Origin of the sequence: Pseudomonas sp. (assembly GCF_048269965.1) — a bacterium.
Lineage (GTDB): Bacteria > Pseudomonadota > Gammaproteobacteria > Pseudomonadales > Pseudomonadaceae > Aquipseudomonas.
Window position 1 is genome coordinate 1 of sequence record NZ_JBLWTV010000026.1, and the last position, 22,930, is coordinate 22,930.

Genomic DNA, 22,930 nt, shown 5'->3' on the forward strand with positions numbered 1-22,930 from the left:
CGTCGCCCTGTTCGTGTACAAGGACCTGAAGATCAGCGAGTGCCCGAAGGTGCTGCTGGAGTCCGGCAAGCTGACCATCATGCTGATGTTCATCATCGCCAACGCCATGCTCTTCGCCCACGTGCTGACCACCGAGCAGATTCCGCAACAGATCACCGCCTGGGTGGTGGATCTGGGTCTGCAGCCGTGGCAGTTCCTGCTGGTGGTGAACATCGTGCTGCTGATCGCCGGTGCCTTCATGGAACCGTCGGCGATCATCCTGATCCTGGCGCCGATCCTGTTCCCGATCGCCATGCAGCTGGGCATCGACCCGATCCACCTGGGCATCATCATGGTGGTGAACATGGAGATCGGCCTGATCACGCCACCGGTGGGGCTGAACCTGTTCGTCACCTCGGCGGTGACGGGCATGCCGCTGACGGCGGTGATCCGCGCCGCACTGCCATGGCTGATGCTGCTGATCAGCTTCCTGATGGTGATCACCTACATCCCGGCCGTGTCCATGACGCTGCCGAACTGGCTGGGGATGAGCTGAGCAACCGTCTTTACCGCGTCTACCTCTGCGCCCGGCCTTGTGCCGGGTTTTTTTATCTGCGTGCCGCGATATATCCATGACACTGTCGAAGTGGCTTTTCATAAGCCGGGCAGGGCCTCAAGACCATGGTCTTAGAGCGGTAAGACCATGGTCGAATGGCCTTACGAAGGGTCGGGGGATACAACATGCACCATACAAAAACAACTCCCCGTCGAGGTGATTCCATGAGTGCTGCGTCTCTTTACCCTGTGCGTCCCGAAGTGGCCGCGCGGACCCTCACTGACGAGGCCACCTACAAGGCCATGTACCAGCAGTCGGTGGTCAACCCCGAGGGTTTCTGGCGTGAGCAGGGCAAGCGAATCGACTGGATCAAGCCTTACAACAAGGTCAAGCAGACCACCTTTGACGATCACCACGTTGACATCAAGTGGTTCGCCGACGGCACCCTGAACGTCTCCTACAACTGCCTCGACCGTCACCTGGAAGAGCGCGGCGACCAGATCGCGATCATCTGGGAAGGCGACGATCCGTCCGAACACCGGGAGATCACCTACCGCGAACTGCACGAGCAAGTGTGCAAGTTCGCCAACGCCCTGCGTGGCCAGGACGTTCACCGCGGCGACGTGGTGACCATCTACATGCCGATGATCCCGGAAGCCGTGGTGGCCATGCTGGCCTGTGCACGCATCGGCGCGATCCACTCGGTGGTGTTCGGTGGCTTCTCGCCCGAGGCGCTGGCCGGCCGCATCATCGACTGCCAGTCCAAGGTGGTGATCACCGCTGACGAAGGGCTGCGTGGCGGCAAGAAAGTGCCGCTCAAGGCCAACGTCGACGATGCGCTGACCAACCCCGAGACCCGCAGTATCCAGAAGGTCATCGTGGTGCAGCGCACCGGTTCCGAAATCAAGTGGAACCAGCATCGTGACATCTGGTACGAAGACCTGATGAAGGTCGCAGGCAGTGTCTGCGCACCCAAGGAAATGGGCGCTGAAGAGGCCCTGTTCATCCTCTACACCTCCGGTTCGACCGGCAAGCCAAAGGGCGTGCTGCACACCACTGGCGGCTACCTGGTATACGCTTCGCTGACCCATGAGCGCGTGTTCGACTACCGGCCGGGCGAAGTCTTCTGGTGCACCGCCGATATCGGTTGGGTCACCGGCCACACCTACCTGGTCTACGGACCGCTGTCCAACGGCGCCACCACCCTGATGTTCGAAGGCGTGCCGAACTATCCGGACGTTTCGCGCGTCGCCAAGATCGTCGACAAGCACAAGGTCAACATCCTCTACACCGCACCGACTGCCATTCGCGCCATGATGGCCGAGGGCAAGGCTGCGGTCGAAGGCGCCGATGGTTCCAGCCTGCGTCTGCTCGGTTCGGTCGGTGAGCCGATCAACCCGGAAGCCTGGCAGTGGTACTACGAGAACGTCGGCCAGAGCCGTTGCCCGATCGTCGACACCTGGTGGCAGACCGAGACCGGTGCCTGCCTGATGACTCCGCTGCCGGGCGCTCATGGCCTCAAGCCGGGCTCCGCTGCGCGTCCGTTCTTCGGCGTACAGCCGGCGCTGGTGGACAACCTGGGCAACATCATCGAAGGCGCTGCCGAAGGCAACTTGGTGATCATCGACTCCTGGCCGGGTCAGGCGCGTACCCTGTACGGCGACCACGACCGCTTCGTCGACACCTACTTCAAGACCTTCCGTGGCATGTACTTCACCGGTGACGGTGCGCGCCGCGACGAAGACGGCTACTGGTGGATCACCGGCCGCGTCGACGACGTGCTCAACGTCTCCGGCCACCGCATGGGCACCGCCGAGATCGAGAGCGCCATGGTCGCCCACTCGAAAGTGGCCGAGGCGGCGGTGGTCGGTGTACCGCACGACATCAAAGGGCAGGGCATCTACGTCTACGTCACCCTCAATGCTGGCGAGGAAGCATCGGAGCAACTGCGTCAGGAACTGCGCAACTGGGTACGCAAGGAGATCGGCCCGATCGCCACGCCGGACGTGATTCAGTGGGCCCCCGGCCTGCCGAAGACCCGCTCGGGCAAGATCATGCGCCGTATCCTGCGCAAGATCGCCACCGCCGAATACGATACGCTCGGCGACATCTCCACGCTGGCCGATCCTGGCGTGGTGCAGCACCTCATCGACACGCATCGCCAGATGCAAGCCGCCTGCGCCTGATCGGCAACGGCAAACGAAAGCCCCGCCCGGCCAGAAGCCCGGCGGGGCTTTTCATTTCCATGGGGCAGGCTTCGCTTAAACTTGTACATAATATTTGATTTGTACAATTATTCTGTCGATATGCATAATGGCGCAATGCCATTTGGTGTGATCGAATAAGGCACTGCTGTCGGTTCTTGCCTGACGACTCGGCGGTGCTCATGTTTGCCACTCTCAACATCTCCCAGAGCCTGTACGCAGGTCGGGGCAATCGCTGTGCAGCGGGTCAGCAGTGGGGGCAGCAGGCCAGCCAGGCCGGTGATGCCATCGTCACCATTCGCCAGGCTTGCGCCAGGGTGGTCGGTGAGGTCGATCATGCGCGAGCAGAGGGTCGCCAGTGGATGTAGCGCGCACTGTCGAGCGCATCGCACAGCTGTCCATGGAAACCAGCGAGGCGGTGGTCGACACATCGCGCACCGCGCAAGGCTTGCGCCAACTGGCTTTGACCTTGGAAAAACAGGTGGCTTCATTTCGCTTTTGACTAGTCTGACAATGAGCCAGTCTGCAAGCCGTGTTTTATAAGGAAGCACCGATGGATAGCGCCAGCCAGAGCATCTTTCCTCAGCCGTTTCGACCTGTGGGTTGCGCCGAATGCCGTAACGCCGAGGCCCTGGGGTTCGACTTCACAATGGCTTTTCAACTGATCGTCGATATCGAGCAGCAGCGCCCGTTCGCCTATGAAGCCCTGGTACGGGGCTGCAATGGTGAGTCCGCCGGGGAAGTGCTCGGACGGGTCAATGATGGCAACCGCTACCGGTTCGATCAGGCCTGCCGGGTCAAGGCCATCGAGCAGGCCGCCAAGCTCGGGCTGCTCGACATCCCGGATTGCCTGCTCAGCATCAACTTTCTGCCCAATGCGGTGTATCGCGCCGAGACCTGCATCCGCGCCACGCTGGAGGCGGCGCGGCGCTTCGACTTCCCGCGTGAGCGGCTGATGTTCGAGGTGACCGAGGGCGAGCAGATCCATGATGCCGAGCACCTCAAGCAGATCTTCGCCGAGTACGGCAAGCAGGGCTTCACCACCGCCATCGACGATTTCGGGGCCGGCTACTCCGGGCTCAACCTGCTGGCCGAGTTCCAGCCGCACGTGCTCAAGCTGGACATGGCCCTGACCCGAGGCATCGATCAGGACCCGGTGCGCCAGGCCATCGTCGCCGGTATCGTGCTGGTCGCGCAGCGCCTGGGCATTCGCATCATCGCCGAGGGCATCGAAAGTGCAGGCGAGCGTGATGCGCTGATCGAGCTTGGTATCCGCTACATGCAGGGCTTTTTCTTCGCCAGGCCTGCGTTGGACAGACTCTGCCTGCCCTGCTAGCGACCAGCAACCGGGGCGCCAGGTGATGCCGGTCAGTCAAGCGTCGATGCACCGAACATGCAGCAGCGGCGCCGCGCCGCGAATGAGGGCGGCGCGCAACTGAACAACTTCGCCCCGGGGCGGGGCTCCTGCGAAAGGCCGCTTTGGACGCTTATCCGACCGGCATCCGGCGTCAGGGGCTTTTCTCAGAGCGCGCCGAATACCTTCTTCGCCAGGCTGGTAGCGGCACCGGCCGGGTTCTGGCGGATGCTGGCTTCCTGCTGGGCAATCATCTCGAACAGGCCATCGAGCGCCTGCTCGGTGACGTAGCCTTCCACCGTGCTGCTCTTGGCATCGACCACGCCAAAGCTGGCGGCCTGGCCGGCGAAGGCGTTGTACTGCTGGGCCAGGCCGACCTGGTCGGTGGCCTGCTTGACGATGGGCAGGAACCTGGCGCGGATCTGCTCGCGGCTGCTCTTGTTCAGGTACTGGGTGGCCGAGTCCTGCGGGCCGCCGAGAATCGACTTGGCGTCGGCCACGGTCATCTTCTTCACTGCGTCGACCAGCAACGCCTGGGCTTGCGGTACGGCGGCCTCGGCGGCCTTGTTCATGCTCGCTTCGAGCTGATCGACCTGGGCGCCCATGCCCATCATCTTCATGGTCTTGGCGGCTTTGCCGAGCGTGCCGGGCAGCTCGATGCGCACGTCCGGGTTGTTGCTGAAGCCGCCGGGCGTGCCCAGTTGCTTGACGGCCACCTGGGCGCCCTGGATCAGCGCATCCTTGAGGCCGCCACTGGCGTCCTGCTGGCTCAGGTCGGAGAGGGACAGGGCGAAGACGTTGGCCGAGAGCAGCAGGCCAGCGGCGAGAGTCGTGAGGCGCAGCATCATGTTCATCCTTGCATCGGGGGGAAATACTGTGAGCTTAACGGAGTCTGCCGCCCTGACAAGCCAGGCGATGGGGGTGGATGGGCAGCGCGCTTGGCTATGGCTATGATCAGGGCCATGAATTCACCATTGCCTCTGCGTACTCCTTGCCCACCGGGTGCCTGCGACTGTCAGCGCGATGAGCTGCTGGACAGGCCTGGCGCCGACACGCGCATTTTGCTGCTGAACCGCAGTGAGGAGCAGCGCCTGCTCGAGCGTCTGGAAAACCTGCAAAGCCTGGATGATCTCGAGCGCATGCGGCAGCGTATGTTCGAGCAGTTGGGCATTCGCCTGCATATCGAGCCGGCCCATGGCGAGGTGCGCAGCATGCGCGGCATCCACATGCACTTCGAGGCGCATCCGGGGCTGTGCCGCAAGACCCGGCAGAGCATTCCGGCGGCAATCCGCCGGGCCATGGAGAAAAGGCCGGAAATCGCCTGGCGTCTGCTCGATGCCAACGATTTGCTGGGAGCTGGCTAGGTCGAGTACGCATTGATCGAAAACGACAAGGCCACGCTGATGCGTGGCCTTGTCGTTTGTTGCGGTGAGCAGGTTAGCGTTGCCAGCCACCGCCCAGCGCCCGGAACAGGTCGGCCAGCGCCAGCTGGCGCTCGGTGCTGATCTGGATCAGCGTGGTCTGGTCGTTGAAGCTGCTGCGCTGGGCATCCAGGTAGCGCAGGTGGTCATCCACACCGCCTCTGTAGCGGGCTTCGGCCAGGGTTTCGGCCGCTCGGCTGGACTCGGCCAGGGCACGCCGTGCGGTTTCTTCACGGCGCAGCGTGTCGGTGGCGGCGAGGGCGTCGGCGACTTCGCGGAAGGCGGTCTGGATGGTGCCTTCGTAGTCGGCCACGGCGGCGTCCTGGCGCACTTCGGCAAGATCCAGGTTGGCGCGGTTGCGGCCGCCGGCGAAGATCGGCAGCGACAGCGTCGGGGCGAAGCTCCAGGCCCGCGAGCCGCCCTCGAACAGCCCGGACAGCTCGGTGCTGGAGCTGCCCACCGACCCGGTCAGGCTGATGCGCGGGAAGAACGCCGCGCGGGCCGCGCCGATATCGGCATTGCGCGCCTTGAGGCGGTGCTCGCTGGCGAGAATGTCGGGGCGTCTTTCGATCAGTTCCGAGCTGGTGCCGGGGGCGATGTCTTGCAGCACCATCAGCTCGTCGCGTGGGGTCGACGGCAAGAATAGCCCGGCGTCTGGCGTGCCGAGCAGCAGTGCGAGGGCGTTGTCCGCCTGGCGCAGCTGGCGTTCGGTGCTTTCTCGCTCGGCCCTGGCCTGCTCGGCGAGGCCGACCGCCTCCTGATAATCCAGGGCGGTGGCGGCGCCGACTTCGCGGCGTCTGCTGACCAGTTCCAGCGAGGCTAGGCGGCTTTCCAGCGTCTGCTCCACCAGCGCTTGGCGGCGCAGCGCGCCATCGCGGGTCAGGTAGGCCTGGATCACTTCGGCAATCAGGCTGATCTGCGTGGCGCGGGTGGCCTCCTCGGTGGCCAGATAGGTCTCCAGCGCTGACTCGGACAGGTTGCGCACGCGGCCGAACAGGTCGACTTCGTACTCGGCCAGACCCAGGCCGACCTGGTAGACGCTGGTGACCTCAGAACGGCCGGTTTGCGACTGGTCGGCCGGCAGGCGCTGGCGGTTACCCGTGGCGTTGGCATTGAGCGACGGCAGTCGATCAGCGCGCTGGATGCGGTACTGCGCGCGCGCCGCTTCGATGTCCAGCAGGGCCTGGCGCAGGCTACGGTTGTTGTTCAGCGCGGTATCCACCGCGCGACGCAGGTCGGCATCGACGATGAAGGTCTGCCAGTCCAGCGCTTGCGCGCGGGTGCCATTGGCATTGGCCACCTGCCAGTTTGTCGCCACCGGCGCAGCCGGGCGTTCGTAGGTCGGCGCCAGGGAACAGCCGCCGAGGGCGATAGCCAGGGTCAGCAGAGCGGGGCGGAGTATGAGGTGAGAGGTCATCGCATTACTCCGCTTTGTGCAGGGGATGGTTGTCGGTTTGCTGAGGTTTGGCACGCATCAGCGACAGCACCCAGACGAAGAAGATCGGCACGAAAATCACCCCGAGAAGCGTCGCGCTGAACATGCCGCCCAGCACACCGGTACCGATGGCGCGCTGGCTGGCAGCGCCTGCGCCGGACGCGATCACCAGTGGCACCACGCCGAGCATGAACGCCATGGAGGTCATCAGAATCGGGCGGAAGCGCATGCGCGCTGCTTCGATGGCTGCATCACGCAGCGAGTAGCCGTCTTCCCACAAGTCCTTGGCGAACTCGACGATGAGGATGGCGTTCTTCGCTGCCAGACCGATCACGGTGATCAGGCCGACCTTGAAGTACACGTCGTTGGGCAGGCCCACGGTGGTCACTGCCAGCACCGCGCCGAGTGCGCCGACCGGCACGATCAGCATCACCGCCAGCGGAATCGCCCAGCTCTCGTACAGCGCGACCAGCAGCAGGAACACCACCACGATGGCCAGCGCGAACAGCATCACCGCCTGGCCGCTGGCGACCCGCTCCTGATAGGACAGCCCCGTCCATTCGTAGCCGATGCCGCCTGGCAACTCGGCGGCGATACGCTCCAGTTCTGCCATGGCGTCACCGGTGCTGACACCGGGGGCGGCGTCGCCGGCGATGCGGATCGACGGGTAGCCGTTGTAGCGGGCGATCTGTACCGGGCCTTCTTCCCAGCGGGTGGTGACGAAGGCGCTCAGTGGCACCAGGGTGCCGCTATCGTTGGGCACATGCAGCTTGAGCACGCTTTCCGGGGTCATCCGCGCGGCCTGTTCGGCCTGCACGACGACACGCTGCTGGCGACCCGCATTGGCAAAGTCGTTGATCACCGCAGAGCCGAAGGCGGTGGACAGCGCGGTGCTGATCGAGTCGAAGGCGACGCCCTGGCTGCGCGCTTTCTCGCGGTCGATGACCAGGCGCAATTGTGGCGCTTCAGACAGGCCTTCCATCATGCCGTAGAGGAACAGTGGGTTGCCGTTGACCTGCCCGAGCAGTTGGTCGCGGGCGGCAAGCAGCGCTTCACGGCCCAGGCCGCCACGGTCCTGCAGGCGCAGCGAGAAGCCGCCGGAATTGCCCAGGCCTTCGATAGGCGGAGGCGGCACGGCCATCATCGCGCCGTCATCGAGGTTGGCGAAGTGAGCGTTGACCGCGCTGGTTTCCGCCTGCACGGATTGCGAGCTATCGCGCTCGGACCAGTCCTTGAGCAGCGGGAAGGCAATGGCGGCGTTTTCGCCCATGCCCGAGAAGCTGAAGCCCAGCACCAGGAAGGACGTGGCTACCGCTTCGCGAGACGCGAGGAATGCTTCCAGTTCTTCACCTGCTGCCGATGTACGCTCGCGGGTGGCGCCCGGCGGCAGTTGGATATCGACGATCATGTAGCCCTGGTCTTCGACCGGCACGAAGGATTCCGGCAGGCGCAGGTAGAAGAAGCCCATCAGCACGACGATGCCGACATAGATGAACATGAAGCGACCGGCGCGCGGCACCAGGGTCTTGTTCAACGCGGTATAGCGGCCAGTCAGTCGAGTGAACTGGCGATTGAACCAACCAAAGAAGCCGGTTTTTTCATGGTGACCCTGAGGGATCGGCTTGAGAATCGTCGCGCACAGCGCCGGGGTGAAGGTCAGCGCCAGGAAGCCGGAGAACAGGATAGATACCGCCAGCGACAGCGAGAACTGCTGGTAGATCACCCCGACCGAGCCGGCCATGAAGGCCAGCGGCAGGAACACCGCCGACAGCACCAGGGTAATACCGATGATCGCCCCGGACACCTGGCCCATCGCCTTGATGGTCGCCGGCAGCGGCGCCAGGCCTTCTTCGGCCATGATCCGCTCGACGTTCTCCACCACCACGATGGCGTCGTCGACCAGAATACCGATGGCCAGCACCATGCCGAACATGGTCATCATGTTCACCGAGAAGCCCAGCAGGTACATGAAGGTCAGCGTACCGAGCAGGCACACCGGCACCACGATGGTGGGAATCAGCGTGTAGCGCAGGTTCTGCAGGAACAGGAACATCACCAGGAACACCAGCACCATGGCTTCGGCCAGGGTGGTGATGACTTTCTGGATGGCCACGTCGACAAAGCGTGAGGTGTCGTAAGGCACCGAAAATTCGACGTTGTCCGGGAAGTTCGCCGACAGCTCGGTCAGACGCTCTTTGACTAGCTTGGCGGTCTGGATGGCGTTGGCGCCGGGAGCCAGCTGCACGGCGGCGGCGACGGAGGGCTTGCCATCCTGGCGCGAGCCGAAGTTGTAATCCTGGCGGCCGACTTCGATGCGTGCGACGTCGCCCAGGGTCAGGCGCGAGCCGTCCTGGTTAGCGCGCAGCACGATGGCGGCGAACTCCTCCGGGTTGTCCAGCGTGCCCTTGACGGTCAGCGTGGCGGTCAGCTCCTGCTCGCTGGAGCCTGGCGTACTGCCGAAGGCACCGGCCGGTACCTGGACGTTCTGAGTGCGGATCGCGTCATTGACGTCGTCGATGGACAGGCCATAGCCGACCAGTTTCTGTGGGTCGATCCACACGCGCATGGCGGCTTCGGAGTCGAAGAACTGCAGTTTGCCGACGCCGGGCAGGCGGCGAATCTCGTTGTTGACGTTACGCACGGCGTAGTCCGCCAGCGCCGTGGTGTCGGCGTTCTTGTCGCCGTCCTTGTAGCGCAGCGAGTAGACCAGCAGAAAGCCGGCGGTGGCCTGCTCGGTCTGAATGCCCAGGGTGAGTACCGCCTGTGGCATGCGCGACTCGGCCTTCTTCAGGCGGTTCTGCACGTCGACCTGGGCCAGGTCCGGGTCGGTGCCGGGCTGGAAGGTCACGGTGATTTCGGCGATGCCGTTGGCGTTGCTGGTCGACTCGAAGTACAGCATGTTCTTCGCGCCGTTGAGCTCATCCTCGATGACGCTGGTCACCGAGTCGGTCAGTACCTGAGCCGAAGCGCCGGGGTAGGTGGCGGTGACGGTGATCTGTGGTGGCGCCACGTTGGGGTACTGGGCCACCGGCAGAAACGGAATGGCCAGCAAGCCTGCCATCGAGATGAACAGCGCGACCACCCAGGCAAAGCGCGGGCGTTTGATGAAAAACTGGGGCGTCATGTCATGGACTCCGGCTTATTGCGCCTTGGGTTGGCTGGCGGCGTCGGACGCTGGCGCGCCTTCATCGCGGGGCACCACCTTGGCACCGGGGCGGATCGCCGACAGCGAGCTGACGATGACCTTGTCACCCGCCTTGAGGCCTTCACTGATCTGCCAGCGCGAACCCTGCATGGCGCCGGTGGTGACCTGGCGAAGCTCGACGGTGTCGCCTTCGCCCAGCAACATCACGCTGGCCTGGCCATCGGCGGAGCGTTGAACGGCGCGCTGCGGCACCAGGATGGCGTTCTGATTGAGCCCCTGCGGCGTCAGCACGCGCACGTACATGCCGGGCAGCAACACGCCTTGCGGGTTGTCGAAACGGCCGCGCAGAGCGATCTGGCCAGTGCTGCGATCCACCGAGATATCGGTGAACAGCAGGGTGCCTTTGCTCTCGATATCGGTGCCATCGACGCGCAGCGACAACGGCTGATCGGCCGCCCCGGCGACCTTGCCGTCGGCGATGGCGGCGCGCAGACGCAGGGCATCGGCAGCTGGCTGGGTGAAGTCGGCGTAGACCGGGTCGAGCTGCTGGATACGGGCGAGCAGGGTGGCTTCACCCTGGCCGACCAGAGCGCCCTCGGTCACCTGGGCGCGGCCGATGCGGCCGGCAATGGGCGCACGCACTTCGGCGTAACCCAGATCCAGGCGTGCGGTTTCCACGCTGGCTTGCGCCGAACGCTTGTCGGCCTGGGCGCTTTGCAGGGCCGCCCTGGCTACATCGAAGTCCTGCTTGCTGACCGCATCGATCTTCACCAGCGGCTCGTAGCGCTTGACCGTGGCCTGCGCCTGGAACAGCTGCGCTTCGGCGCGGGCCAGTTCGCCCTGGGCACGAGACAGGGCGGCCTTGAACGGCGCTGGGTCGATCTGGAACAGCAGGTCGCCGGCCTTGACGTCGGCGCCTTCCTCGAAGGTGCGTTTTAGCACGATGCCGGCGACCCGGGCGCGTACTTCGGCCACTCGCACCGGCTCGATACGGCCCGGCAGTTCGGCGATCAGGGTGAACGGCTCGGTCTTGACGGTCAGCACGTCGACCTCGCGTGGTGGTGCCTCACTCCAGCCTTGCTCACCTTGGTCGCAGCCGGCCAGGCCGATTGCCGCCAGCAGCGTGACCACTGAAAAAACGTAACGTCCGCAAATTCTGCTCATGCCTGTCACCTGGAGTGAGATCCATTGTCCTTGAAAGGCGTGAATGATCATGCCTTGGCTGAAATGAGTCAATATTGACTCATATGGATCTTCTGTGAGCAAAATTGTAAGTCCCCGTTGAGTCTGGGGACTTTTTCTGCACAATGCGCGCTGCTCAAGCGGAGGGCCTGCGATGTCCAATGATGAAAAACTGCTCAAGGCCCTGGCCGTTGCCATCGTCGACCGCCCGCGGGCGACGCTGAAGGATCTGGCCGAGGCGGCGGGCGTCAGCAAGGCCACCTTGCATCGTTTCTGTGGCACGCGTGACAGCCTGGTCGAGCGCCTGATGAATCACAGCCAGGCCGCGCTCAATCAGGTGATCGAGGACGCCGACCTGCAGGTCGCCGATGTGGCGCAGGCATTGCGCACCCTGATCGAGAATCACCTCAGGCACCGCGAATTGCTGGTGTTCATGATCTTCCAGTACCGCCCGGACAGCCTTGACCCGGACAAGGACGGTGCGCGTTGGATCGCCTACACCGATGCGTTGGACAGCTTCTTTCTGCGCGGCCAGCAGGAGGGGTACTTTCGCATCGACATCACCGCCGAGCTGCTGACCGAACTGTTCGTGTCGCTGATCTATGGCGTGGTCGATGCCGAGCGCCGTGGCCGCGCCGCCAGTGCGCGTTCGCTGGCGGTGCTGGAACAGTTCTTTCTCAAGGGCGCCGGGCAGTCACGCCCCTGATGCCCAGGCCCCGTTGCCTGGCGGTCGTCACCACGGCAGGGGCTGGCCGTCGTAGGCGTGGAAGCTGCCGCTGTGCTCGGGCCCCAAGGCATCGATCACCCTAAGCATTTCTGCGGCGGCCAGTTCGGCCGGACGCGCAGCGCTGGCACCGCGAAAGGGTTGCGACAGGGGAGAGATGACCGTGCCGGGGTGCAGGCTGAGCAGCCGTGCCCTGGGCTTGCTGCGTGCCAGCTCGATGGCGGCGGTCTTGATCAGCATGTTCAGCGCCGCCTTGGACGCTCGGTAGGCGTACCAACCACCGAGGCGGTTGTCGCCAATGCTGCCGACCTTGGCCGAGAGCACGGCCATGGCGCCCTGTCGGTCCAGCAGCGGCAGGAAGTGGCGCAGTATCAGGGCCGGCCCCAGCGCATTGACCTGAAAGACGGCCTGCAAGGCATCGGCCTCGATGGCGGACAGGCTTTTCTCCGGCGTGATGCCGGGTCGGTGCAGCAACCCAGCCGTATGCAGGATCAACTGATACGGCCCTTCGTCCGCCAGGGTCGCTGCGGCTTCGGCGATGCTGCTGGGGGCTTCCAGATCGAGCGCCGGTAAGCTGCCACGGCTCAGCTCACGGACGCTGGCGCAGTTGGGGTCGGCACGCAGCAGCTGGCAAAAGGCCTGGCCGATGCTGCCGCTGGCGCCAATCACCAGCGCCCTGTAGCCGTTGCCCAGGCTGTGCAGGGTCATGGCGTGGCAGCGCCGCGGCGGAAGAACAGCGTGACCTGACCGAGTTCGATGCCGAACTTGCTCATGACCGAGCGGTTGATCAGGGTGTCGTCGTCCATCAGGTACATCCAGTCGTCGAAGTAGACGACGTAGGTGCTGTCATCCACCGGCAGATTGAGGTGGTAACGCCAGCGCAAGGCGTTGCCGGCCACTTCACCGATGGCTTCGCCGACCACATCGTCGGCGGTGCCGATCCAGCGGCCGGCGCCGTCCGGCGTCAGCGTCCAGACCCTCCGCTGGCGAGTGCCGTCGCTGTACAGAAAGCGCTCGTCGAGGATCAGCTTGTCGCCCTCGCGCCGACTCTGGATATCGACGTGAAAGCGCTTGATCACTTCGCCGGATCGGTCCTGGAACATGCCCCAGGCCTGCACCGGCCCGGAGAAGTAGGTGGGCAGATCCAGCACCGGCTTCTCGTTGGCGTAGCGCTCGACCGGGACCTGGCCACAGCTGATCAGCAGCAGGCTGCTCAGCACAATCAACAGGGTTTTCATGCGATACCTCAGGGGTTGAGACCGAGCAATGCCGCGCGCAGCTTCGGACTGCGGGTCTGCGGATCGAGCCAGATGGAGAAGAAGGCGCGGGCGAACTCCGGGTCGTCGATGACATGTTGCAGCTTGCCGTCGACGTAGAAGCGGCAACCCTCGCCGGGCAGGAATACGCCGGTGATGCGCGTGCCATCCGTCACGTCGACGAACGCCTGGCTCATCTGCTGCGTCCACTCGGCCTGCTGTTCGCGGTCGAGGGGCTCACCGTTGATCCGGCGAATCTCGTCGAGGCTGGTGTCGACCAGGGTTTCGCGGCTGATGGTGCGTCGGTAGGTCAGCTCCAGGGCGAAGGGCTGGGTGAAATCCACCTGCTGCACCGGGCTCCACAGCTTGGCGTTGTAGACCGAGAAGCCGAACCAGCTGAAATCGCCGCTGCCGACCAGGTTGGCCTGAGGCAATTGTTCGCGCCAGTTGGCCTGGCTGTTGCCTTGCACCGTGGCGCTGACCAACGCCAGTGCCAGTAGCAGGGTCGAACAGAGTCGCGATGTCAGGGTTGCCATGAGCCATCACTCCGCAGTCGATGTTGACCGTGGCCAGCGTCTGGCCACGGGTAGTGAATAAAAAAATCCGACAACCAAAAAGGGGAGAGGTGGGTTGTCGGATTGCGCAGCTTGTCGGCGCCGCCTGCGATCAGGCGGCGAACTCCTCGTCAGTGAAGGCCATCAGCGTCGCCTTGCCTGCCTTGATCTCGCTGAGCAGAGCGTCGGCTTCTGGCAGGATGCGGGCCATGAAGAAATCGGCGGACTTGATCTTGGCCGCATAGAAATGGCTTTCCGAACTGCCAGCATCGAGTTGGCGCCGGGCCAACTGGGCTTGTTGCGACCACAGCCAGGCCAGGCTGGTCAGGCCGAACAGGCGCAGGTAGGGCGTCGCCGCTGCAGCTGCCTGCTCCGGGTCCTTGCTGCCTTCGCTGGCCAGCCACAGGGTGGCCTGCTGCAGTTGCTTCAGTGCCTGGGTGACCGCCGCTGCGTGCGGAGCTTCGGCATTGTTCTTGAGCCAGCCCTCGACCAGGGCGAAGAACGCGCGTACCGCGCGACCGCCACCAAGGGACAGCTTGCGGCCCACCAGATCGAGCGCCTGGATGCCGTTGGTGCCTTCGTAGATGCGCGTGATGCGGCTGTCGCGCACCAGTTGCTCGATGCCCCAGTCTTCGGTGAAGCCCGAGCCACCGAGTACCTGCAGAGCTTCGTTGGCGCAGGTGAAGCCTTCATCGGTGAGGAAGGCTTTCACCACCGGGGTGAGCAACTGCACCAGGTCGTCGGCGCGGGTACGTGTCTCGGTGTCTTCGGCGCCGTGGGCGATGTCCTGCTGCAGGCCGGCGAAGTAGGCGAGGGCGCGGCAGCCTTCGATCATCACCTTCTGCCGCAGCAGCATGCGCCGCACATCCGGGTGCACCATGATCGGGTCGGCCGGCTTGTCGGCGGCCTTGGGCCCGGAGATCGAGCGGCTCTGCAAGCGCTCGCGGGCAAAACCGAGAGCGATCTGGTAGGCGCTTTCGGCCACGCCCAGCCCTTGCATGCCGACCATCAGGCGCGCCGAGTTCATCATGGTGAACATGCAGCTCAGGCCCTTGTTCGGCTCGCCGATCAGCCAGCCCTTGGCACCTTCGAAATTCATCACGCAGGTGGCCGAGCCCTTGATGCCCATCTTGTGCTCCAGGCCGCCACAGAAGGCCGGGTTGCGGCTGCCGTCCTCCAGCAGCTTGGGTACGAGGAACAGGGAGATACCTTTGACGCTGTCCGGTGCGTCCGGCAGCTTGGCCAGCACCAGGTGCAGGATATTGTCGACCAGATCGTGCTCACCGCCGGTGATCCAGATCTTGGTACCGGTGATGGCATGGCTGCCATCTGCCTGCGGCACGGCGCGGGTGCGGATCAGGCCCAGGTCGGTGCCGCATTGCGGCTCGGTCAGGCACATGGTGCCGGTCCACTCTCCGCTGATCAGGCGGGGCAGGTACTGCGCCTGTTGTTCGGGCGTGCCGTGGCTGGTCAGGGCGTTGATGGCGCCGTGGGTCAGGCCGGGGTACATGCCCAGCGACAGGTTGGCCGAACAGGTCATTTCCTCGACCAGCATGTTCAGCACATGCGGCAGGCCCTGACCACCGAACTCGGGGGTGCAGGCCAGCGCCGTCCAGCCGCCTTCGGCGAACTGCTTATAGGCCGCCTTGAAGCCATCGGGGGTGCGCACGCTGTGTGTCTGCGGATCGTACTGGCAGCCTTGTTTGTCGCCGGGGCCGTTGAGCGGTGCGAGCACGTTCTCGGCCAGTTTGGCTGCCTCTTCGAGGATCGCACCGCCGAGGTCGGCGCTCAGCTCACGGTGTTCAGGCAGCGTTTGCAGCAGGGTGTAGGCGTCGAGCAGTTCTTCGAACACGAAGCGCATGTCACGCAGCGGAGCACGGTAGGACGGCATGGCGATTTACCTAAAGCTGTACAAGATTTATTTATGTACAGTTTTTGTATAGCTGTTTGGATTGCTTTGCAAGCCCTTTCGAGCACGTTGGTACAATGACTGCCGCGTCACGCTCGCAATCGCAAAAGCTGTACAGGTTTTGCCGGCCCTGAAACGGCAACGCCCGACAGGCCATGGACGCTGTCGGGCGTATGCATCGCGGTGCGATCACCCGGTCACGGGCTGGCCCGGATAATCCGCAAGGACTCGAGCCAGGCTGCGTGAATCTGCACCAATCAGGACCTGGCGTTTCACGGCCAGTGCATTTCTCCTTTGAGGACCTTGGCGCTCAGCTCCAGGCTGCTGTCATCCTGCAGTCGAGGATAGCGCGCCTTCATCGCGGCGATCAGTGCCTGACTGTCCTTGGCCTTGGGCAGTTCCTGCTCCAGGGCCAGCAGGTAGTCACGGGTGAAGTGCAGGTCGGCCAGGTTCATCGCCGGCTGACCCAGGTAATGGCCCGGAATCAAGGTGGCCGGTTGCAGGGCTTCGAGTTCATCCAGTGACTTCAGCCAGCGCTGCCGAGCCTCGACACTCTGTGCATCGGCGACCCACAGGTGGATATTGGCGCTGGTCAGCACGCCGCCGACCACGGCCTTGCTGCCGGGAATCCACAGGCTGGTGTGCTGCGGGTCATGCCCGACCACCTCGATAGGCTGACCTTCCAGTTCCAGCCGATTGCCTTGCAGGGCTTCGGGTACCAGGGTACGGGCTGGTGCGCTGTCCTTGAGAATGGGTCCCCAGTAGGCCAGCTTGGGCGCGCGGGTCTTCTCGATGTAGGCGACGGTGGCCGGTGTGGCCAGCACCTTGGCTTCGGGGTAGGCGCGGGTCAGAACCTCGAGACCGAAGTAGAAGTCCGGGTCGCCATGGCTGATGAAGATGGTGGTCAGGCGTTTGCCACTGGCCTGAATGCGCTCGACCAGTTGTTGCGCCTCATCGTTGGAGAACTGCGCATCCACCAGGATGGCGTCCTTCTCGCCGCTGATCAGCGTCGAGCTGACCGGAAATACAGCGGCTTCGCGTGGGTTGTAGGTGTCCAGTGTCAGCGGCTGGGCAAGGGCGCCGCTGGCAGCGGCGAGCAGGCCGAGGCCGGCGAGCAAACGGGTAACGTGGGACATGGCGATCTCCAGGCAGATAAGGGTGCGGCGCATCTTATGTGCTACCTGGCGAGCGAAAAGCCCCGTAAGCTGGCCATATTTGTTGCATGGATCGAGCGAATGATGGATCGACTGACGGCGGCGCGGGTGTTCGTCGAGGTGCTGGAGCGCGGCAGCCAAACGGCCGCTGCCGAGGCGCTGGACATGTCGCGGGCAATGGTGTCGCGCTACCTCGCCGAGCTGGAAGCCTGGGCCGGCGTGCGCCTGCTGCACCGCAGCACACGGCGACTGAGCCTGACGGCGGCCGGTGAACAGATGCTGCCGCAATGCCGCGAGATGCTGGCGCTGGCCGAGCGCATGCAGGCATTGGGTCAGGCGGCGGATGATGCGCCGCGCGGCACGCTGCGCATCACCTGCAGCCAGTCCTTCGCTCAGGCCTGGCTGGTGCATGCGCTGCAGGCCTTCATCGAGCGTTACCCGCAGGTCAGCGTCGACCTGCTGGTCGGCAGCGAGGCGGTCAATCTGGTGGAGGCGCGTATCGACCTGGCGCTGCGCATCACCAATCAGCTCGACCCGAATCTGATCGCCCGGCGCCTGGCGGTGTGTCGCTCGGTGGTCTGTGCCAGCCCGGATTACCTGGCGCGACACGGCACGCCGCAGCGCCCGGAGGATCTGGCCCGGCATGACTGTCTGGCCTACGCCTACTTCGGCCGCAGCCTGTGGGAGTTCGAGCATCGAGGGGAGGCGATTGCCGTTTCGGTGTCCGGCAGCCTCAGCGCCAACGAGTCGATGGTGTTGCTGGAGGCGACCCTGGCTGGCGCCGGCATCAGCCTGCAGCCGCTGTACTCGGTGGCTGCACCGCTGCGTGAGGGACGGCTGGTGCAGCTTCTGGCGGACTACCGGCCGCCGGAGCTGGGCATTCATGCCCTGTACGGCACGCGTCGACAGATGCTGCCGGCGATGCGCCTGCTGCTGGATTTCATTGCCGAGCGACTGGCCAGCGAGGCGCACTGGCAGCATTAACAGGCTGTTGAAAAACTACCTGCGTTGCCATTGCTGCGTTAAAAACAGGCTCAAAATGCTCATTTACAACTCGTAAACTGCGCTTTTTCGCCTGTTTTTGCCTTGCACTGGCTGCCTCGCCTACGTTTTTCAACGGCCTGTTAACCGCCTGTTAAAAGCTGCGCCGGAAACTTGCATTCGGCCACGCAGCTTCAAGAATGAAGTCATCGGATCAGGATTTCACCATGCCATCACTCTCGAGCTTCGGCAGGCGCGTTCGCAAACTCTGGCATGGTGCCGACCTGGCTCTGGTCGGCCAGCGTCGCGAGCGCCGCATGCGCATGCTGTCGAGCCTGGTGATGATGGTGATGGGCCTCCTCTGGGGGCTGTTCTTTTTCTCGCGCGGCTACTGGGCCATCGTCATCATGGACGTGACCATCGTCCTCAGCGGTGTGGCGGTCTTCGCGCTGACCCTGCGCAACCAGGCCCGTAGCGCCAACCTGATCCTGTTCGGTGCGCTGATCCTTATCGTGGTCGCTTCGACCCTGCTGCTCGACCCGCCGACCCTCACGGCGCCGCGTGCGACGCACCTCTATCTGCTACCGGTGGCCGTGGCCGCGTTGATGGCCTTCCGCGATGAGCCCCTGTGGCTGCGTTACGGCATGTCCCTGTTCTGCCTGCTGTTGTTCGTCGCCCTGGCCGCGTCCAACTGGCGGCCCACCGATCTTTATGCGCTGCCGGACGATGTGCGCATCGTCGGTTCCTGGGTGCAGAGCGTTGCCGCCATGGCGCTGTTCTTCCTGCTCCTGCATATCCTGCAGAGCGACACCGCCGAGCGCTCGGAGCTGGATCGTGACCTGCGCGCGGCCATTCGCGAGCAGCAGTTCGTGCTGTATTACCAGCCGCAGCTCAATGGTGCCGGGCGGGTCATCGGCGCCGAGTTGCTGATTCGCTGGCAGCACCCGCAACGCGGGCTCCTGGCGCCTGGCGAGTTCATCGATCACGCCGAGAATACCGGGCTGATCATCCCCATTGGCCAATGGGTGCTGGAGCAAACGGCCGCGCGCCTGCGTCAGTGGAAGGATGACCCGCTCTTCGGCGACCTGGGCCTGGCGGTGAACATCAGCCAGAAGCAGTTCTCGCAGAGCAGTTTCGTCGCCGAAATTCTTGGCCTGATCGAGCGCCACGGTATCGATGCCCAGCGCCTGGAGCTGGAGTTGACCGAGACGCTGATCGTGCATGACATGGAGGACCTCACGCGCAAGATGGCGGCGCTGGTCGAGCGTGGCGTGCGCTTCTCGCTGGATGACTTCGGTACCGGCTTTTCTTCCCTCAGTCACCTCAAGCGCCTGCCGTTGAGCAAACTGAAGATCGACCGTTCGTTCATCTGCGACGTGCTCACCGATGCCAACAGCGAAACCATCGTGCGCACGGTGATCGCCCTGGGCCAGAGCATGGGCATGACGGTGATCGCCGAGGGCGTGGAAACCGAGGCACAGCGGCAGTTTCTGGCTGACAACGGTTGCAGTCAGTTCCAGGGATATCTGCTCGGCCGGCCGATGCCGTTGGCGGATTTCTGTGCCTTCGTTCAGCGCCACAACGGCTGAATCGCTGTTCCGTCCATCTTTCATCGTCAGCGGCGAGTGAACTCGAGGCCGTCCGCCAATGTCTGTCTGCAGTCGGCCCGTACCGGCAGGAATAGATGGCTATTGGCCGCTAGTGTGGCGTCTACGTCGCGGATTCTGCCTGCATCATGCTCGAGCGTGTTCTTCAATGCGTGGCCGGCAACGTCCATCCCGTTCGCCGGGTTCGTCTGACTGCCACGTGAAGATTGCCCATGTTCTTATCTCGTCATGCTCCACTCCAACCCCGCATTCTCGGTGCCTGCCTGCTGCTCGGTGGCCTGCTCGGCGGCGCACAGCCGTCTCTGGCCGAAGAGACGTCCGGCAACCAGCGCTGGGTCAGCGACAGCCTGAACACCTACGTGCGCAGTGGCCCCACCGATGGCTACCGCATCGTCGGCACCCTGGTCTCCGGGGAGAAAGTGGAGCTGCTGCGTACTCAGGGCGACTACAGCCAGGTGCGCAGCGCAAGCGGCAACAGCGTCTGGATTCCCAGCCGCGACCTGCAATCGGTACCAGGCCAGGCCGAGCGCCTGCCGCAGCTGGAACAGAAAGTCGCTGACCTCAGCGCGGAGCTCAAAGGCATCGACGACGCCTGGAAGATCCGTGTGCAAGGCATGCAGGAAACCCTGGATTCGCGCAAGAAACTCATCGACGAGCTGCAGGCCGCCCGTGGCGCGCTGGATGCCGAGCTGACCACCACCCGTTCGCAACTGCGCGATGCCCAGGCGCAACTGGGCAACGAACAGCAGCAGGCACTGATGCGCTACATGGCCTATGGCGGCAGCATCGCCGGCGCCGGGCTGCTGCTCGGGCTGATCCTGCCGACCATGCTGCGGGTCAAGCGCAAGCGCAATGATCAGTGGGTGTAGCGCCTGTCTTCAGCGCCTCGTTTCTGGAGGCATTGTCCAGAAATGGCCAATCTCGTTCACTCTCCTAGTCAGCGGTGAGGTGACGGGCGATGCCCTTCTTCAACGGCAGCAGGCCCTGCGCCACGCGCAGGCCGGCGCCGCGCAGCAGGCGGGCGGGCAACTGGTCGTTGGTGTACAGCTCCACCAGCAGGTTGGTGGCCTGGTACAGCGGCCAGGTGGCCAGACGTAGCTGACGCTCGTAGCGCGCCAGTGGCGCGGCTGCGCCGATATCCTGGCGCTTGCCATGAGCGGCCAGCAGTGCGTCGCTGAGCAGTTGCACGCCGATCAGGCCGAAGTTGAAGCCATGCGCGGTGACCGGGTGCATGCCCACGGCGGCGTCGCCAAGCAGGGCGCAGCGGGGGCCGACCATGCGCCGCGCATAGGCGCCTACCAGCGGGTAGGCGTGGCGACTGCTGACCAGTTGCATGGCGCCGAGGCGGCGCTCGAAGCGCTTTTCCATCTCGCGGGCGAAGCTGGTTTCGTCGAGTTTGTGCAGGCGTTCGATCTCGCGCGGTGGCAGGGTCAGCACGGTCGACGACTGCCGGCCATTGAGCGGTAGCAGGGCCAGGGTCTGGCCATAGCCGAACCACTCCCAGGCCACCTGTCGGTGCTCCTGTTCGTGCTGCATGCGGCACACCAGCATGCTCTTGCCGAAGTCCTTGAGTTGCGCGCCGATGCCGAGCTGGCGGCGGGTTTCCGAGAAACGGCTGTCGGCGGCGACCAGCAGGCGCGGTTGCAGCAGCCGGCCGTCCTGCAGCACCAGTTTCACCTCGTGCTCGCCGGCCTGAATGGCGCGCACGCTGGTGTCACACAACAGCTGCACGTCAGCGCAGTCGCGCACGGCCTGATAGGCCGCGCGGCGGATGGCCTGGTTGGCCACCAGATGACCGAGGCGCTCGGCGCCGGCCTGCTCGGCGCGGATCTTCAGGGCGAACAGCGAGGGGCCGTTGAACACCTGGGCATCGCGCAGCACGGCGATCTCCTCGGTGGGCAGGCGTGACCATAATTCCAGGCGTTCGAGCAGAGCCTGCGAGCCGTGGGTGAGGGCGATCTCGCGGCCGTCGAAGGCCGGTTCGGCCAGCGCCTGCTCGGCCTGGCGTTCCACTACCACGATGGACAGGCCCTGCCCGGACAGGGCGCGTGCCAGGCACAGGCCCGCCGGGCCGGCGCCGACGATGAGGATATCGGGTGACATGCTGCAGCTCTCCGTGCGGAAGACCGGTAGGGCGGGTGAACCCGTCCTGCGCCGATGCAAAGTGCGAGTCTAGGTCGCAGCAACGCCGCAGATATTGTCCGGGATCATGCCCAGGGCTGAATCGGTTGTGCGGGGCGAGGGCTATGAGTTGGCAGTGAATATTGTTTTTATTACAACTTTATCCGTCTTGATAGGCGTAATTTTCGGGTTTACTGTGGTGCGCGTTGTTTGAACTATAAAAATAATTCGGGTTTGGAGTCGATGCCATGCATCCTCACTTTTCTGCAGGTGCCGATCAGCGAACGGCCTTCGCTCAGGAGGCATTCTCGTGAAACTGGCTCTGGTCGGCGACATTGGTGGTACCAACGCGCGCTTTGCCCTGTGGCGTGACGGGCAACTGGAGGCGGTGCAGGTTCTGGCGACCGCCGATTTCCCCGGGCCGGAGCAGGCCATCGTCGCCTATCTGCAAGCCCAGGGCCTGTCCCCTGGGGCGATAGGTTCGGTGTGCCTGGCCTGCGCCGGACCGGTCAGCGGTAACCTGTTTCGCTTCACCAACAATCACTGGCGTATCGATCGTGCGGCGTTCTGCCAAGCGTTGCAGATCGACCGCTTGCTGCTGGTCAACGACTTCTCCGCCATGGCCCTGGGCATGACCCGCATCGCCGAGCACGAGCGCGTGCAGGTGTGCCCGGGCGAGCCGCAGGCAGACCGTCCGGCCCTGGTGATCGGCGCCGGCACCGGCCTCGGTGTCGGTACGCTGCTCGCGCAGGCAGATGGCAGCTGGCTGGTGCTACCGGGCGAGGGTGGCCACGTCGACCTGCCCATCGGCAGCCCGCGCGAGGCCGAACTCTGGCAGGTCCTCTATCGACAGCTGGGTCACGTGCGCGCCGAAGACGTGCTCAGTGGCAACGGCTTGCTGGTGCTGTATCGGGCCATCTGCGAGCTGGACGCTCAGCCGTTGCAGCACGCGACGCCGGCGGCCCTCACCGCCGCCGGCCTGGCGGGCGAGCCTGTCGCCGCCGAAGTGCTGGAACAGTTCAGCTGCTGGCTCGGGCGCGTGGCCGGCAACGACGTGCTGACCCTGGGTGCACGCGGTGGGGTGTATATAGTCGGCGGCGTGGTGCCGCGTTTCGCCGAACGTTTTCTCGCCAGCGGTTTTGCCAAGAGCTTCAGCGACAAGGGGTGCATGAGCGATTATCTTCACGGCATTCCAGTGTGGCTGGTGACGGCCGAGTACCCAGGCCTCACAGGCGCCGGTGTGGCCCTGCAACAGGCATCGGAACCTAGCCCGGAGGCAATCCGGGAGAACCCTTGATAGCACCCCGGATTTCAGCCGGGCTACACAGCCATAACAATAAAGGGGGCG

Annotated in this window: 19 protein-coding genes and 1 pseudogene; 10 read left to right on the top strand and 10 right to left on the bottom strand. The window is 64.3% G+C overall.

The window, feature by feature from the left end:
* From dctM to ACN0X6_RS21985, 4 genes and pseudogenes are all read left to right on the top strand, one after another.
* A pseudogene (gene dctM, locus ACN0X6_RS21970) lies at positions 1–535 on the top strand (C4-dicarboxylate TRAP transporter large permease protein DctM); the annotation flags it as partial.
* A 224-nt stretch (positions 536–759) separates the two neighbouring features.
* Entirely contained in the window at positions 760–2,721 is a 1,962-nt protein-coding gene (gene acs, locus ACN0X6_RS21975; protein ID WP_417707233.1) for an acetate--CoA ligase, read from the top strand.
* Positions 2,722–2,921: 200 nt separating this feature from the next.
* Entirely contained in the window at positions 2,922–3,107 is a 186-nt protein-coding gene (locus ACN0X6_RS21980) for a hypothetical protein (RefSeq protein ID WP_417707235.1), read from the top strand.
* 185 nt (positions 3,108–3,292) lie between these two features.
* Positions 3,293–4,075, top strand: a complete 783-nt coding sequence (locus tag ACN0X6_RS21985) for an EAL domain-containing protein (RefSeq protein WP_417707237.1) — start codon at positions 3,293–3,295, stop codon at positions 4,073–4,075.
* A gap of 185 nt (positions 4,076–4,260) precedes the next feature.
* Here the strand turns inward: ACN0X6_RS21985 and ACN0X6_RS21990 are convergent, their stop codons facing one another.
* Entirely contained in the window at positions 4,261–4,938 is a 678-nt protein-coding gene (locus ACN0X6_RS21990; protein WP_417707239.1) for a DUF4197 domain-containing protein, read from the bottom strand.
* A 117-nt stretch (positions 4,939–5,055) separates the two neighbouring features.
* Between ACN0X6_RS21990 and ACN0X6_RS21995 the strand changes: the two genes are divergently transcribed.
* Positions 5,056–5,457 carry a hypothetical protein gene (locus ACN0X6_RS21995; RefSeq protein WP_417707240.1) on the top strand — a complete coding sequence of 134 codons (402 nt, stop codon included), beginning with the start codon at positions 5,056–5,058 and terminating at the stop codon, positions 5,455–5,457.
* Positions 5,458–5,530: 73 nt separating this feature from the next.
* On the opposite strand, the gene ACN0X6_RS22000 is transcribed toward ACN0X6_RS21995, so the two are convergent.
* Genes ACN0X6_RS22000 through ACN0X6_RS22010 form a run of 3 tightly spaced genes read right to left on the bottom strand, consistent with a single transcriptional unit; the run spans position 5,531 to position 11,258 of the window.
* Positions 5,531–6,931: an efflux transporter outer membrane subunit gene (locus ACN0X6_RS22000; RefSeq protein ID WP_417707242.1), complete on the bottom strand. Its 1,401-nt coding sequence runs from the start codon at positions 6,929–6,931 to the stop codon at positions 5,531–5,533.
* 4 nt (positions 6,932–6,935) lie between these two features.
* Complete coding sequence (locus ACN0X6_RS22005; protein ID WP_417707243.1) at positions 6,936–10,073, bottom strand: multidrug efflux RND transporter permease subunit; 3,138 nt, start codon at positions 10,071–10,073, stop codon at positions 6,936–6,938.
* 15 nt (positions 10,074–10,088) lie between these two features.
* Positions 10,089–11,258 carry a MexC family multidrug efflux RND transporter periplasmic adaptor subunit gene (locus ACN0X6_RS22010; protein ID WP_417707245.1) on the bottom strand — a complete coding sequence of 390 codons (1,170 nt, stop codon included), beginning with the start codon at positions 11,256–11,258 and terminating at the stop codon, positions 10,089–10,091.
* A gap of 172 nt (positions 11,259–11,430) precedes the next feature.
* Between ACN0X6_RS22010 and ACN0X6_RS22015 the strand changes: the two genes are divergently transcribed.
* Positions 11,431–11,982, top strand: coding sequence for a TetR/AcrR family transcriptional regulator (locus ACN0X6_RS22015; protein ID WP_417707247.1), 552 nt, complete (start codon positions 11,431–11,433; stop codon positions 11,980–11,982).
* 27 nt (positions 11,983–12,009) lie between these two features.
* On the opposite strand, the gene ACN0X6_RS22020 is transcribed toward ACN0X6_RS22015, so the two are convergent.
* The 5 genes from ACN0X6_RS22020 to ACN0X6_RS22040 form a co-directional block, all read right to left on the bottom strand.
* Complete coding sequence (locus tag ACN0X6_RS22020; protein WP_417707249.1) at positions 12,010–12,708, bottom strand: SDR family NAD(P)-dependent oxidoreductase; 699 nt, start codon at positions 12,706–12,708, stop codon at positions 12,010–12,012.
* Positions 12,705–13,238 (bottom strand): DUF3833 domain-containing protein, encoded by a 534-nt coding sequence (locus tag ACN0X6_RS22025; protein ID WP_160016700.1) that lies wholly within the window; start codon positions 13,236–13,238, stop codon positions 12,705–12,707. Before ACN0X6_RS22025 ends, ACN0X6_RS22020 begins: the two co-directional genes overlap by 4 nt.
* Positions 13,239–13,246: 8 nt before the next feature.
* Positions 13,247–13,792 (bottom strand): chalcone isomerase family protein, encoded by a 546-nt coding sequence (locus ACN0X6_RS22030; RefSeq protein ID WP_417707251.1) that lies wholly within the window; start codon positions 13,790–13,792, stop codon positions 13,247–13,249.
* Positions 13,793–13,922: 130 nt separating this feature from the next.
* Complete coding sequence (locus tag ACN0X6_RS22035; RefSeq protein WP_417707253.1) at positions 13,923–15,701, bottom strand: acyl-CoA dehydrogenase C-terminal domain-containing protein; 1,779 nt, start codon at positions 15,699–15,701, stop codon at positions 13,923–13,925.
* 290 nt (positions 15,702–15,991) lie between these two features.
* Positions 15,992–16,855, bottom strand: a complete 864-nt coding sequence (locus ACN0X6_RS22040; protein WP_417707317.1) for an MBL fold metallo-hydrolase — start codon at positions 16,853–16,855, stop codon at positions 15,992–15,994.
* Positions 16,856–16,957: 102 nt separating this feature from the next.
* Here ACN0X6_RS22040 and ACN0X6_RS22045 point away from each other — a divergent pair, with 102 nt between their 5' ends.
* The 3 genes from ACN0X6_RS22045 (at position 16,958) to ACN0X6_RS22055 (ending at position 20,330) form a co-directional block, all read left to right on the top strand.
* Positions 16,958–17,857 (top strand): LysR family transcriptional regulator, encoded by a 900-nt coding sequence (locus tag ACN0X6_RS22045; RefSeq protein WP_417707319.1) that lies wholly within the window; start codon positions 16,958–16,960, stop codon positions 17,855–17,857.
* 224 nt (positions 17,858–18,081) lie between these two features.
* Entirely contained in the window at positions 18,082–19,443 is a 1,362-nt protein-coding gene (locus ACN0X6_RS22050) for a putative bifunctional diguanylate cyclase/phosphodiesterase (protein ID WP_417707255.1), read from the top strand.
* A 230-nt stretch (positions 19,444–19,673) separates the two neighbouring features.
* Positions 19,674–20,330 (top strand): TIGR04211 family SH3 domain-containing protein, encoded by a 657-nt coding sequence (locus ACN0X6_RS22055; RefSeq protein WP_417707257.1) that lies wholly within the window; start codon positions 19,674–19,676, stop codon positions 20,328–20,330.
* 64 nt (positions 20,331–20,394) lie between these two features.
* Here ACN0X6_RS22055 and ubiM read toward each other — a convergent pair whose 3' ends face one another.
* Positions 20,395–21,564 (bottom strand): 5-demethoxyubiquinol-8 5-hydroxylase UbiM, encoded by a 1,170-nt coding sequence (gene ubiM / locus ACN0X6_RS22060; protein ID WP_417707258.1) that lies wholly within the window; start codon positions 21,562–21,564, stop codon positions 20,395–20,397.
* A gap of 328 nt (positions 21,565–21,892) precedes the next feature.
* Here ubiM and ACN0X6_RS22065 point away from each other — a divergent pair, with 328 nt between their 5' ends.
* Positions 21,893–22,879: a glucokinase gene (locus ACN0X6_RS22065; RefSeq protein WP_417707260.1), complete on the top strand. Its 987-nt coding sequence runs from the start codon at positions 21,893–21,895 to the stop codon at positions 22,877–22,879.
* Positions 22,880–22,930: the final 51 nt, after the last annotated feature.